The sequence below is a fragment of the Mesorhizobium yinganensis genome (genome assembly GCF_040081985.1).
Taxonomy (GTDB): domain Bacteria; phylum Pseudomonadota; class Alphaproteobacteria; order Rhizobiales; family Rhizobiaceae; genus Kumtagia; species Kumtagia yinganensis.
On the sequence record NZ_JBEBMH010000007.1, the window covers coordinates 35208 to 47710 of the forward strand.

The 12503-nt window shown below is 65.7% G+C and carries 11 protein-coding genes and 1 riboswitch; of the genes, 6 read left to right on the forward strand and 5 right to left on the reverse strand.

Annotated elements, in window-relative coordinates:
- Nucleotides 1-93 precede the first annotated feature (93 nt).
- Nucleotides 94-672, forward strand: a complete 579-nt coding sequence (locus ABMA59_RS15075; protein WP_349006190.1) for a CarD family transcriptional regulator — start codon at nt 94-96, stop codon at nt 670-672.
- Between the two features lie 285 nt (nt 673-957).
- Nucleotides 958-1812 carry an RNA polymerase factor sigma-32 gene (locus ABMA59_RS15080; RefSeq protein ID WP_349006191.1) on the forward strand — a complete coding sequence of 285 codons (855 nt, stop codon included), beginning with the start codon at nt 958-960 and terminating at the stop codon, nt 1810-1812.
- Between the two features lie 147 nt (nt 1813-1959).
- On the opposite strand, the gene ABMA59_RS15085 is transcribed toward ABMA59_RS15080, so the two are convergent.
- The 4 genes from ABMA59_RS15085 to thiB form a co-directional block, all read right to left on the reverse strand.
- Complete coding sequence (locus ABMA59_RS15085) at nt 1960-3402, reverse strand: M48 family metalloprotease (protein WP_349006192.1); 1443 nt, start codon at nt 3400-3402, stop codon at nt 1960-1962.
- A 186-nt stretch (nt 3403-3588) separates the two neighbouring features.
- On the reverse strand, nt 3589-4344 hold the full coding sequence (gene thiQ / locus ABMA59_RS15090) for a thiamine ABC transporter ATP-binding protein (RefSeq protein WP_349006193.1): 756 nt from the start codon (nt 4342-4344) through the stop codon (nt 3589-3591).
- The gene (gene thiP / locus ABMA59_RS15095; RefSeq protein WP_349006194.1) at nt 4341-5951 is read right to left on the reverse strand and encodes a thiamine/thiamine pyrophosphate ABC transporter permease; all 1611 of its coding nucleotides are present in this window, start codon (nt 5949-5951) and stop codon (nt 4341-4343) included. The genes thiQ and thiP overlap by 4 nt, the downstream gene beginning before the upstream one ends.
- 179 nt (nt 5952-6130) lie before the next feature.
- On the reverse strand, nt 6131-7135 hold the full coding sequence (gene thiB, locus ABMA59_RS15100; protein ID WP_349006195.1) for a thiamine ABC transporter substrate binding subunit: 1005 nt from the start codon (nt 7133-7135) through the stop codon (nt 6131-6133).
- A 42-nt stretch (nt 7136-7177) separates the two neighbouring features.
- Nucleotides 7178-7292, reverse strand: a riboswitch (TPP riboswitch).
- An 85-nt stretch (nt 7293-7377) separates the two neighbouring features.
- Between thiB and ABMA59_RS15105 the strand changes: the two genes are divergently transcribed.
- From ABMA59_RS15105 to ABMA59_RS15120, 4 genes are all read left to right on the forward strand, one after another.
- Nucleotides 7378-8025 carry a thiamine diphosphokinase gene (locus ABMA59_RS15105; protein WP_349006196.1) on the forward strand — a complete coding sequence of 216 codons (648 nt, stop codon included), beginning with the start codon at nt 7378-7380 and terminating at the stop codon, nt 8023-8025.
- Nucleotides 8026-8035: 10 nt separating this feature from the next.
- Complete coding sequence (locus ABMA59_RS15110; protein ID WP_349006197.1) at nt 8036-9850, forward strand: ABC-F family ATP-binding cassette domain-containing protein; 1815 nt, start codon at nt 8036-8038, stop codon at nt 9848-9850.
- Nucleotides 9851-9934: 84 nt separating this feature from the next.
- Nucleotides 9935-10177, forward strand: coding sequence for a type II toxin-antitoxin system CcdA family antitoxin (locus ABMA59_RS15115; protein WP_349006198.1), 243 nt, complete (start codon nt 9935-9937; stop codon nt 10175-10177).
- Nucleotides 10177-10476 (forward strand): CcdB family protein, encoded by a 300-nt coding sequence (locus tag ABMA59_RS15120; protein WP_349006199.1) that lies wholly within the window; start codon nt 10177-10179, stop codon nt 10474-10476. The genes ABMA59_RS15115 and ABMA59_RS15120 overlap by 1 nt, the downstream gene beginning before the upstream one ends.
- Before the next feature lie 38 nt (nt 10477-10514).
- Here ABMA59_RS15120 and ABMA59_RS15125 read toward each other — a convergent pair whose 3' ends face one another.
- Complete coding sequence (locus tag ABMA59_RS15125; RefSeq protein ID WP_349006200.1) at nt 10515-12464, reverse strand: hypothetical protein; 1950 nt, start codon at nt 12462-12464, stop codon at nt 10515-10517.
- Nucleotides 12465-12503: the final 39 nt, after the last annotated feature.

Below are 12503 nucleotides of genomic sequence, written 5' to 3' on the forward strand. Positions count from 1 at the left end.
CGTGTTGTCTCTGGCGGCTCTCGTTCGGCGAAAAGCCGATCCATTTGTCGGCCGGCACGGGGTGCCGGCGGCGCAACAGGAGTTCACGGCGTAATGGCAACGGCACCAGTGCAGAAGAAGTCCCCGGTTCGTCACGGGTTCAAGAGCGGGGAATTCATCGTCTATCCGGCTCACGGCGTCGGCCAGATCGTGTCGATCGACGAGCAGGAGGTCGCCGGCCACAAGCTCGAGCTCTTCGTCATCGATTTCGCCAAGGACAAGATGCGCCTCAAGGTGCCGGTCGCCAAGGCGACCGCCATCGGCATGCGCAAGCTGTCCGAGACCGACTATGTCGAACGGGCGCTGAAGGTCCTGCAGGGTCGTGCCCGCGTCAAGCGCACCATGTGGTCGCGCCGTGCGCAGGAATACGATCAGAAGATCAATTCCGGTGACCTGATCTCCATCTCCGAGGTGGTGCGCGACCTCTACCGTGCCGAGAACCAGCCGGAGCAGTCCTATTCGGAACGCCAGCTCTATGAGGCTGCCCTCGACCGCATGGCACGCGAGATCGCGGCGGTGAACCGCGTCTCGGAGACCGAGGCCGTGCGCATGATCGAGGCCAACCTCGCCAAAGGTCCGAAGCGTGGCGCCAAGGCCGACAATGAGGAAGCCGAGCAGGAAGAAGCTGCCTGACGGGTTTTCTTCTGCCAATCCCCGAAACCCGGCCTCGCGCCGGGTTTTTTGTTTCTGAACCATCGACTATTCGCGCCGACCGATCGGCGCTGTTCACGAAGTCGTGCGATTCCCACCGGAACAATCGGTGAAAACCCGCGTTCTGCGCCAAGTGCGGAGCGTTGAAGTCTCCCGGGCGGCGCATGTGCGTGGGGATCACGCTCTCGTCATCGTCGTTCCCGTGATCTTTCCACTTTGCCGGTTTTAGATTTTCCGGGACGGGGCCCTTTATTCGGGACGACGGTCATGGACGACAAAGCCAGAAGATCGATGATCGCCGCGGCGATGGCGGCGCCATATCTGGAGCGCGCTGAAGAGCTGGAACTTGCCCAGCGCTGGCGTGACAACCACGATCAGGACGCCATGCACCGCATCACCGTCGCCCATATGCGGCTGGTGATCTCGATGGCGGCCCGCTTCCGGCATTTCGGGCTTTCCATGGGCGACCTGATCCAGGAGGGCCATGTCGGCCTGCTCGAAGCGGCGGCGCGTTTCGAACCGGAGCGCGAAGTCCGTTTCTCGACCTATGCCACATGGTGGATCCGCGCCTCGATGCAGGACTACATCCTGCGCAACTGGTCGATCGTGCGCGGCGGCACCAGTTCAGCGCAGAAGGCGCTGTTCTTCAATCTGCGACGGCTGCGGGCGCGGCTCGCGAGGGGCGACAACATGCTGACCGGCCCGGCGCTCTACAAGGAGATCTCGTCCGAGCTTGGTGTTTCCGAAGCCGACGTGGCGCTGATGGATTCGCGGCTTTCCAGCCCGGATTCCTCGCTGAACGCCCCGATGAACGACGAGGGTTCCGGATCGGCGGACCGGATGGATTTTCTGATTTCCGACGCCCCGCTGCCTGACGAAATCGTCGGCGAGACGATCGACGTCGAACGCCGCTCCGGCTGGCTGCACAAGGCGCTTGGCGTGCTCAACGACCGTGAGCGGCAGATCATCGCCGAACGCCGCTTGCAGGACGAGGGCGCCACGCTGGAATCGCTGGGCGAAGCGCTGGGCATTTCCAAGGAGCGCGTGCGCCAGATCGAAAGCCGCGCGCTGGAGAAGCTGCGCGTCGCGCTGGTCAGCGGCAGTTCGGCTTTCCTCGCCTGACGGCACTGCCTCGAGGAGGGCTGTTGCGCAGGTGCGTCCTTCGAGGCTCACCCGCGAACACTATGGCATAATTTCAACGTGTTGTGGGCTTTCGAGGCGAGCCTCGAAGGAGGCACGATCAATCGGCCAGTCTCGGGCGCCGCCGGCTTACTGATCCGTGATGATCTTCACCTTGTCGCCGGCCGACACCGACGCCACCGGCGACAGCGCGTTGAGCAGGCGGAACAGGTCGAGCTTGCGGTCGACCCCCACCATCTTCGCCGACAGCGTGCCGACGGTCTCGCCAGCCTTCACCGTGATGACCCGCACATGCAGCGGCTTCAGCGCCGCCTTCTCGCTGGCGCTCAGCGCCTTGAAGCTGCCGCCGACCGAGCGCGCGATGACGTTGATGGTCGTATTAGCGACCGGCGCGGCGGTGAGCAGCCGGTAGACCTGGCCGCCGACGCGGATGACCGTGATGTCGAACTGCCAGCCTTCGGCGCGCGCGCTGGCGATTGCCGCCTCGTTGCCGTTGATCGTCTCGGCTCGCACGCTTGCGGTGTCCAGGCCGGTCACCCAGCCGGAGCGGATGTAGTCGGGCAGCGAAACCTTGCGGTCGAGCGTGACCCCGTCGAAGCGGATCGCCACGTCGCCCGGCCCGGTGGCGGTGACAGCGGCGGCGGTGTTGTCGATGACGAAGTTCGAAGGCACCGAAAACGAAATGCCCAGCCCCGGATGCAGGAAGGTGCTGCCGCGCACATAACCTTCCTCCGGCGTATCGCCGAAGAGGAGCCCGTCTATGCCCGCGAGGAAGGAGTCGCGATCGGTGGCGCCGGTGCCTGGCTGCCCGAACTGCCTGGCATGCGCGCGCGCCAGTTCGATGCGCTGCGGCGCGTTGGGATGGCTTGCAAGGAAGTCGAGGCTGGGATCGGTGGCGCCGCTGATCGAGCGGAAATTGCTGTAGTCCGCCATCGACTGAAGGAAGCGCGCGGCCGCATAGGGGTCGTAGCCGGCCAGCCCGCTGGTCTTGATGCCGATCGCGTCGGCCTCCAGTTCCTGGTTGCGCGAGAACTGCGCGAGCCTGAGCTTGCCGCGGATCATCGCCACCCTGGCGGTCGGCGTCTCGCCGAGAACATCGCTCACCACCTTGCTGGCGAGCACCTCCTCGGCCTCCTTCTGCTGGCGCGCCAGCCCGTGATTGGCGGTGACATGGCCCATCTCGTGCGCGATCACCGCCGCCAGTTCCGCGGAATCATTGGCGAGCGCCAGCAGGCCGCGCGTCACGTAGAGATAGCCGCCCGGCAGTGCGAAGGCGTTGACGTTGGGCGAGTTCAGGATGGTGATGCGGTAGCTCTGGGTCGGATTGTCCGAAACCGTGGTCAGGCTGCCGACCACCTTCGCGACCATGCGCTCCAGTTTCGGGTCGGAATACTCGCCGCCATAGGTGGCCAGGATACGCGGATGCTGGGCGCGCGCCAGTTCCGCCAGCCGGTCGTTTCGGGTGACGGTGTCCACCGTGACCGGCTTGTCCGAGGGCTGGAAGTTCGATTCTTCGACGCTCGACGGAAAGCTCTCGCAGCCCGCGAGGAACACCGCAAAGGCCAGCGCCACCAGACGCCGGGCATTCGCACGCAGGAAAGCATACGAAACTTCGCGTCTGTTCAGGACGTCCGGCAGGGCTCAATCCTCTCGTTTGTGGCCGCGGGCGAATCTCGCCTTCCATGCGTTGTGCGGGCAAGACCATATACATTCCGAACACAACGACAGTAAGGTAGCAAGGCCTCGTCTGCCTCACAATTATGTCGGCTTGCGGGCGATTCTCAGCAATTCGTCGGCAGAGCCGGTTTGACCGATATAGCGCTGGAACGCCTCGGGTCCAGTTTTGCCGAAGAAATCGGTGGAAGGGCCGGCCGCAGCCACCTTTCCTTCGTCGATGAATATCATGTGGCTGGCCACACGCCGCGCGTCTTCCGGATGGTGCGTCACCAGCACGACCGTGAGGCCACGCTCGGCCTGCACCGCGGTGATCAGGTCCATCATATCGTCGCGCAGTGATGGGCCGAGTGCCGCGAACGGCTCGTCCATGAGCAGCACCGGGCGGTTGCGCACCAGCACGCGGGCGATCGCAACGCGCTGCCGCTCCCCGCCGGAAAGCTCGCGGGGCAGGCGCTTTTCCTTGCCGGCAAGACCGGTTCGCTGGAGAGCATCCGCCACGTCCCGGTGATCGGCCGGTGACAGTTTCAGCGATGGCGAGCGGCCAAGCCCGACATTCTTCTCCACGCTGAGATGGGCGAAGAGATTGTTTTCCTGGAACACCATCGACACGGGACGTTGGTCCGGCTGCAGCATTGTGACATCCCGATCGCCGACGAGGATGCGCCCGGCCTCCGGTGTCCGAAAACCGGCGATCAGGTCGAGCAGTGTCGATTTTCCCGAACCGCTCGGCCCCATCACGGCGGTGATGGTTTTCGGCGGGATGACCGCGTCGAACAGCAACTCCATCTCCGGATAGCGGAAGCGCACGCCGTCGATCCGGATGCCGGCTTCTGTCATCGGGCGGGCTCCCTGCCGAACCGGTCGGCGATCATCATAAGCGCCAGGCAGAGCAGGCCGAGCAGCAGCGCGACGCCGGCGGCATCCGCCGTGCGGTAGCTCCCCATGCGCGCCAGCAGCAGGTAAGGCAGAGTCTGCACGGAATCGCTGCCGAACAGCGCGACGACACCGAGATCGCCCAGCGACAGCGCCATGGCGAACGCACCGGCCGTGGAAAGTGCCCGCTTCAGCACCGGCCAGTCGATGAGTTTCAGCCGGGTCCAGCCGAAAATGCCGAGCCCTGCGCATAGCCGGTCGTGACGCTCCGCCGCCGCGTCGTGGGCCGGGCGGATGGCGCGGATGGCGAACGGCATCGCCATGACGGCGTTGACGGTGACGATCATGACCGGCGCGATTGCAAACACGTCGGCGTGGCGGCGCACCAGCAGGAACCAGCCGGCGCCGATGACGATCGGCGGCACGACCAGCACGAAGCCCGCGCCCGTGTCCATCATGCGTTCCAGCAGTGAGCCGGAGCGGCGGGATGCTGCCAGCGCCCGACGCGCCGCGACCAACGACCATGCCAGCGCCACCGAGAGGGCGGAAGCCGTCAGCGCCAGAAGGACGCTCGTCGCCGTCGCCTTCTGCACGCTGGCCTCGCCTGCCAGGCGGAGAAGGTCGGCCTGCAGACCGGACATCAGCGTCGCAACCAGCGGCCCTGCGACGAAGAGCAGAGCCAGGCCAAGCAGGATCGCGTTGAGCGCCGTCTCACCCTTGCCGGCCGCCGGCGGGCGTAGCGATGCGACGCTGAGATTGGCTTCGCCGGTCATGTTGGCGCCAAGGCGCGCCAGCGCCAGCACCGCCGCAACCGTCAGCCCGATCTGCAATATCGTCAATGTCACCGCGCGCGCCGGATCGAAATCGAAGCGCAGCGCCTGGTAGATCGCGACCTCCAGCGTCGTCGCGCGGGGCCCGCCGCCGAGCGTCAGTACCAGCGTGAAGGATGTGATGCACAGCATGAACACCAGCCCGGCGACGCCGGGAAGGGCGGAGCGCAAAACCGGCCATTCGATGAAACGGAAGGACGGTCCCGCGTGCATGCCGAGCTGGCTCGCCAGCCGCCACTGGTCGGAACTCACGGTGTTCAACGCTTCGAGAAACAGACGTGTCGCCAGCGGCAGGTTGAAGAAGACATGCGCGACGAGGATACCGGAGAGGCCGTAGATGCCGGGCCAGTCGCCGCCGCCAAGCCAGCCGAGCACGCCGGCAAGGTAGCCGGCGCGGCCAAACAATTCGAGCAGGCCGAGCGCGGCGACGATCGCCGGCAGCGCCAGCGGCAGCGCGAACAGCCGCAGGATCAGCGCACGGCCGGGAAAGGCTGGGTGGCGCGAAAGGGCGCGGGCCAGCAGGATGGCAGGGGCGACCGACAGCAGCGTCGACAGTGCCGCCTGCCAGACCGTGAACAGCGTGATGCGCAGGAGATAGCTGTCAAAGGCGGCGATGGCGCCAGACCAGTCGCCGAAACCTTCGAGGATGAGCCCGAGAAACGCGCCACCGATCAAGATACCGATTGCCGTGAGGGCGGTTATGCCAGCGAGGATGCGGCGGTCGATCGGTGACGCCGGCATCTAGGGGTGTTCCTGGGGAGAGGAAGAACCTGTCCCACCCCCCTCTGGCCTGCCGGCCATCTCCCCCTCAAGGGGGGAGATTGGAAGCGGCACCGAAACAGCCAATCTCCCCCCTTGAGGGGGAGATGGCCGGCAGGCCAGAGGGGGGTGGATAGCGGCGAGCATACGTTATTGACGACCTACTCGCTCATCGCCGAAAGCCACTCGTCGACCCAGGCCTTGCGGTTCTCCTCGACCTCCTCGGGGCTGTAGATCAGCGTCTTTTCCGGCTTCACCAGCGTGTCGAAGGCGGCGTTGAGCGGCTTGTCGGTTTTCCCCGCCGGGAACATCCAGTTGGTCTCGGGAATGACGTCCTGGAATTTCGGGCCGGTCATGAAGGCGAGGAACTGCTTTGCCAGCGGATTGGCGGCGCCGGTGGTGGTCATGCCGGCCACCTCGACCTGCAGGTAGTGGCCTTCGGAGAACGGCGCGGCCTTGTACTTCTCGGTGTTCTCCGCGACGATGTGGTAGGCTGGCGAGGTGGTGTAGGACAGCACCATCGGCGCCTCGCCCTTGGTGAACAGGCTATAGGCCTCGCTCCAGCCCGGCGTGACGGTCAGCACGCGCTTGCGAAGTTTTGCCCAGGCAGCGGGGGTATCGTCGCCATAGACGGAGCGCACCCAGAGCAGCAGGCCAAGCCCGGGAGTCGCGGTGCGCGGGTCCTGAATGACGATTTTTTGCGCCGGGTCGCCGTCGACCAACTCATGCAGGCTCTTCGGCGGGTTCGGCAGTTTTTCGGAATCGTAGATGACGGCGAAGTAGCCGTAATCGAACGGCACGAAAGTGTCGTCGCTCCAGCCGCCAGGCACATTGATGGCCGACGTGTCGACGCCCGAGGGCGCGAACAGGCCGGTCGCCTTGGCGTCGGCGGTCAGGTTGGTGTCGAGGCCGAGCACGATGTCAGCCTTGGTGCCGGCGCCTTCCAGCTTCACGCGGTTGAGCAGCGCGACGCCATCGGCCACGCCGACGAATTTGAGGTCGCAGCCGCATTCGGCCTCGAAAGCCTTTTCCACCTGCGGGCCTGGACCCCATTCGGAGTTGAAGCTCTCATAGCTGTAGACGGTGAGGGTCTTTTCCTCAGCGGCCGCCGGCGCAAGGCCGAGTGCCAGCAGGGCGGGGAGCAGTATCGTAAACGTCTTGCGCATCGGCGCCTCCATCGTTTGAATTGAAGGGAATGGGCGCCGGACTGTCCGATCGCTTCTAATCCCTCCGCCGGTACGAGCCGGATCAGGTTCAGCGGGTTGGCGTCTAGCCTCTCAGCCGGTCAGCGATTTCCCGCAGCCGGCACCCCGTTAGAGCGGGGCGGACCATAGGCCCGGCGGCGCATGCGCGCAAGCGGCTTTGTCGGCTTCCGTTTTCCGCCGCCGCCGTGATAGAGCCCTGCCGCATGAGCCTTTTCACCATCCTGCTTGGCGGCGACCTTTTCCCCACGCCCGCCGTCGCGCGCCGTGTCGCGGGATCGCGCGTCATCGCGGCCGACGCGGGAATGAAGCACGCGGCGGTCCTCGGCATCGTGCCGGAACTGTGGGTCGGCGATTTCGATTCCGAGCCGGAGACGCTGCCGGACCATCTGAAGGCGGTGCAGCGGCAGGGGTTTCCACGCGAAAAGGACAAGACGGACGGAGAGCTTGCCGCCGACATTGCGCTGTCGCTGGGCGCCACCTCGCTGCTGCTGGTCGGCGCTTTCGGTGGCGAACGCAGCGACCACGAATTCCTGCATCTGACGCTGGCCATCCGCCTGGCGGAGAAGGGGATTCCGGTGGCACTGACCAGCGGTACGCAGGAGGGGTTTCCGCTCAGCGGAAAGTCCAAATTTTCTTATCCGAACAATACCTTGTTCAGCGTCATCGCCTTCTCGGAACTCTCCGGCCTGACGGTGACCGGCGCAAAGTGGCCACTGTACGATGTGGAGGTGCCTTTCGGCTCGTCATGGACCGTCTCCAACGAAACCGACGGTCTTCTGAAAATCACCGTCCGCGGCGGCCGCGCCATGCTGATCGTCCATCCGACTGCCGCCCCGGCCGGGCAGGAATAGAAAGACCGACATGGCTCCTCCGCTGCTTGCCCTCGACGGCATACGCCTGACTTTTGGCGGCACGCCCTTGCTTGACGGGGCTGCCCTTTCGGCGTCCGCCGGCGACCGCATCGCGCTGGTCGGCCGCAACGGGTCGGGAAAATCGACGCTGCTGAAGATTGCCGCGGGACTGATCGAGCCGCAGGACGGCGAGGTGTTCCGCCAGCCTTCGGCGACGATACGCTATCTTCCGCAGATTCCCGACATGGAAGGTTTTGTCACTGTACGCGCTTATGTCGAATCCGGCCTCGGGCCGGCAGACGACCCGTATCGCGCCACCTATCTCATGGAAAATCTCGGCCTGACGGGCGAGGAGGAACCGGAAAACCTGTCCGGCGGCGAGGCACGGCGCGCCGCCCTCGCCCGTGTGCTGGCGCCACAGCCCGACATCGTTCTGCTGGATGAGCCGACCAACCATCTCGACCTCGAAACCATCGAATGGCTGGAGGACGAGATCAACCGGTCGAGTTCCGCCGTCATCGTCATCTCGCACGACCGCCGTTTCCTCGAGCGCGTCAGCCGCGCCACCGTCTGGCTGGACCGCGGCCAGACGCGCCGGCTCGACAAGGGTTTCGCGCATTTCGAGGCGTGGCGCGACACGGTGCTGGAGGAAGAGGAACGCGACCAGCACAAGCTGGCGCGCCAGATCGTGCGCGAGGAGCACTGGCTGCGTTACGGCGTCACCGCGCGGCGCAAGCGCAACATGCGCCGCCTCGGTGACCTTCAGGACATGCGCCAGCGCCTGCGCAGCCATCGCGGACCCGAGGGGCTGGTCAACCTTGCCGCTGCCGATGCTTCCGAATCCGGAAAACTGGTGATCGAGGCCAAGGGCATCGGCAAGCGCTACGGCGACCTCACCGTGGTCGACAATTTTTCAACCCGCATTGCGCGCGGCGCGAGGATCGGCCTGGTCGGGCCGAACGGGGCGGGAAAAACGACGCTGCTGAAGATGCTGACCGGAGACCTCGCGCCGGACACCGGCTCGATCCGGCTCGGCGCCAATCTGGAGATCGCCACGCTCGACCAGAAGCGGGCAGTCGACCCGGAAGAAACGCTCTCGCATTTCCTCACCGACGGGCGTGGCGACAACCTCGTCGTCAATGGCGAGGAAAAACACGTCGTCTCCTACATGAAGGATTTTCTGTTCAAGCCAGAGCAGGCGCGTACGCCGATCCGTGAACTGTCCGGCGGCGAGCGGGCGCGGCTTATCCTGGCGCGCGTGCTGGCGCGCGCCTCCAACATGCTGGTGCTGGACGAGCCGACCAATGACCTCGACATGGAGACGCTGGATCTGTTGCAGGAACTGGTGGCGGGTTATGCCGGCACCGTGCTGCTGGTCAGCCACGACCGCGACTTTCTCGACCGCACCGTCACCAGCGTCATCGCGCCGGACGGCGGCGGCCGCTGGATCGAATATGCCGGCGGCTATTCCGACATGCTGGCGCAGCGCGGCGGCACGAAACTCGCGGACCGGCGCAAGGATGCCAGACCGGACAACGGTTCCGCGCCGAGGACCGAGCCCGCGCAGCCGTCACCGAAGGCACCGGCGCAAAAACTCTCCTTCAAGCAGAAATTCGCGCTGGAGAACCTGCCGAAGAAGATGGAGGCGGTATCCGTTTCAATCTCGGCGCTGGAGGACCGCATAGCCGATCCCGCCTTCTACACGCGCGATCCCGGCGGTTTCCAGAAGACCATCGCCGCGCTGGACAAGGAGCGCGCGACCCTGAAGGCGCTGGAAGACGAATGGCTTGAACTCGAAATGCTGCGCGAGGAGATGGAAGGGTAGTCGGGCCGGATTTCTCCTTGACCGGTTGCAAGGCCGGCATTCATGCGCATAGGATATGCGCGTCTTCTGGATTGGGAATGCGTCATGCGCGCCGGGGCCCGTTCCGTAGTGCGAAAGCCGACCAACCTTACTCTCGACGCCCGTCTGGTCGTCGAGGCCAAGAATCTCGACATCAACATCTCGCGCGTTGCCGAGGAAAGCATCGCCAAAGCGGTGAGCGAGGAAAAAGCGCGGCTTTGGAAGATCGAGAATCGCGACGTCATCCAGAGCCTCAATGATTACGCGGAAAAGCAGGGCCTGCCGCTAGACGAGCCGCAGCAAGCCTGATGGCCAGATACGATGTGTTTCCCAACCCCTCGGGCGACGGCTTCCTGCTCGAACTTCAGGCCGATCTCTTGAGTGACCTCAACACGAGGGTAGTGGCGCCGCTGCTCCCTGCGACCGCGTCGGTGAAGGTCATACGCAGGCTCAATCCCACCTTCACCATCGATGGCAAGCAATACATCATGTTTGCGCACTTGATCGCGACCGTTCCGCTGTCGCGCCTGTCGGAGCCGCGAACGAATTTTGTTCGTCACCAGGAAGAGATCGTGGCGGCGCTCGAAATGCTCTTCCAGGGCTTTTAAAGCGGTGAGTGGCCTCGCGCCGCAGCGGTCTCGAACAATCAGCCGCTGCCTGCCGCCTCCCAGGCCTTCAGCGCCTCGTCGAACACTTTCGCGCCGGGAATGCCCTTTTCCATCGTGAACAGAGCGCGGCGGCCGGACTTGTACTGAACCGGCACGTCGATCCAGGCCTGGCTGCGCAGCAGGCGCGTGTTCGCCTCGATCTCCGGCTTGCTGTCGTTGAGCGCGATCAGGAAGAAGCCGTCGGCGATCTTGGCGGGAATGCCGAGCAGCGGGCTGCCGGCCTCCTGTTCCGAGCCTTTGAGCGACAGGCGCAGCACATTGTCGATGCCGCCGCCCTCGAAACCCTGCGGCGTGAGGAAGATCATCTCGACGATGTGGCTCGCCGGCAGGGTTCTGTCGGCGTTGCGGCGGATGGTCATGCGCAGTTGCACGTCCTTGCCGGGGATCGTCGCTTCGGCGCGGATGGCCGGTTCAGGCGGCAGGTCGCCGCCGGGGGATTCCTGCACCAGCGACCAGACGATCGAGCCTGGCTCGGCGGATGCCTCGGCGACGTTGGTGCGCTCCTCGTAGAAGATCGCGCGCTGCCCGACCGGAACCGACTGTTCCTGCTGCGCGGCCTGCGTGGCCGGCGCGGGCTGGGCCGGTGTGGCAGAATCGGTTGCGGCAGGAGGCTCGGCAGCGGGTGTTTCAGCCGCCGGCGGCGTTTCGGCGGCCGGCACAGGCGTTTCGGCAACCGCGGCCGGCGGCTCGTTCGGCGACGCGGCATTGGCAGGCGGGGCCGCCGCGTCCGGTGCGGGAGTCCCAGCGGCCGGCGCCGTCTCTGGGGCCGGCGTTGTCTCGGAGGCTGGCGTCTCTCCGGTCGCGGCGGGGGCTTGTGCCGTCGTTTCCGAAGATTCCGCCGGCGATTGCGCCGCTGTGGGCGGCTGGGTCGCGGCCGGGGGCTCAGCCGTTGGCGGCTCGACTGGTTCGGTGGCCGGCATGGAAGGCTGCGTCACGGCTGCGACAGAGGTTCCTTCGCCGATTGCCGCTGGCCCTCCGGCCGGCCCTGCGTCAATCTCGGTGCCATCGGGGCTGAGGCGCTGCGTGAATTTCTGGGGCCCCGCATTCGCCGGCTCGGGCGCCGTGGCCTCCGGCGCCGGCTGGGCAGGTTCAGGCGCAGCCGGCGGCTGAACCGCCGCGACATCGGGAGCGGGAGTCTCGGTTGCCGGCTGCTCCGGTGTCGCCGCCGGTTCGTTCGAGGAGAGGTGCGCGCCGGTTATGCCGACGCGCGCCAGCAATTGCTCGACCTGATCGGGCTTCGCCCAAACCAGGTATCCGCCGCCCGCGAGGATTGCCAGGACCACGGCGGCGGCTATGAGGCGGCCGTAGCCGCGGCGACGCTCCGGTTCCTCTTCCGGCGCGATCGTCTCGCCATCGTCCCGCTCCGGCAGGAACGAAGGCGGAGCATCGTCATTGCTGCGCTCCTCGTCCACGACCTCATCGATCGGCTTCGGATCGTTGGCGCTAACCGGCGAGGTTGCCGGCGCTTCGGGGCGCGGAGCCGGCTCCGTCCTTGCGGGAGGTGAAGCGGGAACCGGCGATTTCGCCGGAGCCGGAGCTGGAGCCGGCGCTTTTGCCACCGGTGCCGGGGCGGCGGGCTTGGCTGCGACAGGGGCAGCGAGCGATTTGTCGGCGGCGGGAACCTTGGCAGCCGGATCGCGCAGCGGGATGTGCGGAGCCGGATTCTTCAGCGAAGCAAAGACACTCTCCAACTCGCTCAGCGGATCGGCTGGCTTGCCGCGCGCATATTCCTTCTCGACCTGGACGATCGCTTCCTCGAGCGCCTGCTTCTGCTTGGCGACCACGCCGTCCGGCAACGGCGGATTCATCGCCGCCAGTTTTCCCGAAATGGTGATGCGCGCCTTCTCGTACACCTTCTCGCGCATCGCGGGCGTGGTGTCGCTCAAGCCTTCCAGGGTCTTTTTCAGGACCGCTACGAAATCCGCCATTCTACTGTCGACCTGTGGTCTGGATTGCCCGCGGCGCGC